The organism is Streptomyces sp. NPDC058579 (assembly GCF_042718575.1).
Taxonomy (GTDB): Bacteria; Actinomycetota; Actinomycetes; order Streptomycetales; family Streptomycetaceae; genus Streptomyces.
In genome coordinates this window covers 69,675-71,438 of sequence record NZ_JBHXPI010000036.1, presented here as the reverse complement: position 1 = coordinate 71,438, position 1,764 = coordinate 69,675, and the positions used below count along the sequence as shown (strand labels likewise).

The 1,764-nt window shown below is 71.4% G+C and carries 3 protein-coding genes; all 3 read left to right on the top strand.

The window, feature by feature from the left end:
• The coding region (locus tag ACFWRO_RS29340; RefSeq protein WP_384515194.1) for a hypothetical protein at positions 1-244 on the top strand (244 nt) is incomplete at its 5' end.
• 214 nt (positions 245-458) lie between these two features.
• Positions 459-866: a hypothetical protein gene (locus ACFWRO_RS29335; protein ID WP_362013623.1), complete on the top strand. Its 408-nt coding sequence runs from the start codon at positions 459-461 to the stop codon at positions 864-866.
• A 143-nt stretch (positions 867-1,009) separates the two neighbouring features.
• Positions 1,010-1,612, top strand: a complete 603-nt coding sequence (locus ACFWRO_RS29330) for a phage tail protein (RefSeq protein ID WP_384515191.1) — start codon at positions 1,010-1,012, stop codon at positions 1,610-1,612.
• Positions 1,613-1,764: the final 152 nt, after the last annotated feature.

The following is a 1,764-nucleotide window of genomic DNA, read 5'->3' as shown; positions in this document are numbered from 1 at the left end:
CGCGGCTCCTGGAGAGACGCGGGGCGCTTCGTCGTTCGCCCTGCCTGAGGAGGAGGGCCGTCTCGTCTTCCGTACGTCTCCGACGAGTTGGCTCGTAGGGAAGTCCCGCTTCGTGCGGCACGAACGCGCCTCGGGGCCGATCAAGCACTCCCGGCACCTGCGCGTCAGCGTCGCCAAGCTGGTCCCGCGCCCCCGGCCGACCGGGCCCTCCCCGCCGGGAGATCCCACCCATTCCGCGAACTAGTTGCGTGCGCGCACGCTCTCTGTCACAGTTGGTGCAGCGGCGGAGCTGTGCCCGAGCAACGGGCAACGGCTTCGCCGTTCGCCGTCCGGGAGCGCTCCGCGCCCCCTCCCCCTCGCCCGCGTCGAGCGCCCCGGACGGCCCCGTACGGCCCGCACCGCATCGCACCTCCCCGCACCACCCCGTCCCGCCTCCCCTTCCACCGAGGAGAACCGTCATGACCACTCCCCCGAGTGCGTTCCCGGACGTCGAGAAGCTGGTCGTCGACGTCCTCAAGGCCGACCCGGCCCTGGCCGGCGCCGTGATCGCCGTCCAGGCGCCGGCCGGCTTCGACGGCACGCAGAGCGCCGTCCTGGTCAACCGCCGCGGCGGCGCCTGGATCGGCGACCTGCACGTCGACAAGCCGCTGATCGAGTTCGAGGTGTACGGGCCGACCAAGAACGCGGCCCACGTGCTCGCCAACGGCGCCCGGCGCGCGCTGCTCGCCACCATCGGCAAGAAGATCGGCGTCAACTTCGTCAGCGATGTCGAGGAGCAGGACGGGCCGCGCTGGCTGCCCGACTACGTCTACCGCGGCGCCAACCGCTACCTCTGCGTGATCCAGCTCTCCGTGAGCGTCTTCTGAGCGTCCTCCGAGCCCCTCCGGCTCCCTGACGGACCCTCACCCCACAGACCAGGCCTCGCCGTCCGGCGGGGCCTTTGCCGTGCCCGGGCCCTACGCCCGGGGCGGCGCCGCCACCCCTCCCTCAACCCAAGGAGAAATCCACCATGGCAGGAAACAACTCCGCCGAGATCCGCGTCGCAGGCATCGGCAAGCTCTACGTGGCCAACGCCGGTACCGACATCCCGGCCTTCGGCGCCGACTCCGCCACCGACTGGGCGTCCTGGACGGACCTCGGCTTCACCACCGGTGACGGCGTCACCTTCTCGAAGAAGGACAAGCTGGAGGCCATCGACTCGTGGCAGTCGGTCTCCCCGGTGCACTACATCTACTCGGCCCGTGACCTCTCGCTGAAGTTCTCCATGCTCCAGTTCAACGAGAACACGCTGCCGTTCTTCATGGGCGGCGGCAAGGTCGAGGCGGTGGGCGCCCCGGCGACCGACACCTACAAGTACGAGGTCGCCGAGCGTCCGTTCGCGGACGTGCGCGCTCTCGGCCTGGAGTTCACCGACGTCAAGGCCGGTGGCACGACCGCGGTCACGTACCGCTTCATCATCCCGCGCGGCCAGGTCACCGCGTCCGACGACATCAAGCTGGCCCGCAAGGCGGCCTCGCAGCTGGGCATCACCTTCTCCGCCATGTCGAAGGGCGACGGCAAGCCGCTGGCGACCTTCCTCATGAAGGACAGCCAGTACTCCGCGACCGTCTGATCCTTCCCCCACCCGGGGGGGGGGGGGGGGGCGCCCCCCCCCCCCCCCCCCCCCCCCCCCCCCCCCCCCCACAAAAGGGTGGGGACAAAAAGGACCGGGGTGTGGGGAACGCCCGCCCCCCCCCGCCGCACGAGGGCCCCCGCCGCGCCCGG

What these genes read in the sequence shown, in the direction of transcription:
- ACFWRO_RS29335 (WP_362013623.1), top strand. Translation starts at nt 459, where the DNA reads ATGACCACTCCCCCGAGTGCGTTCCCGGACGTCGAGAAGCTGGTCGTC.
- ACFWRO_RS29330 (WP_384515191.1), top strand. Translation starts at nt 1,010, where the DNA reads ATGGCAGGAAACAACTCCGCCGAGATCCGCGTCGCAGGCATCGGCAAG.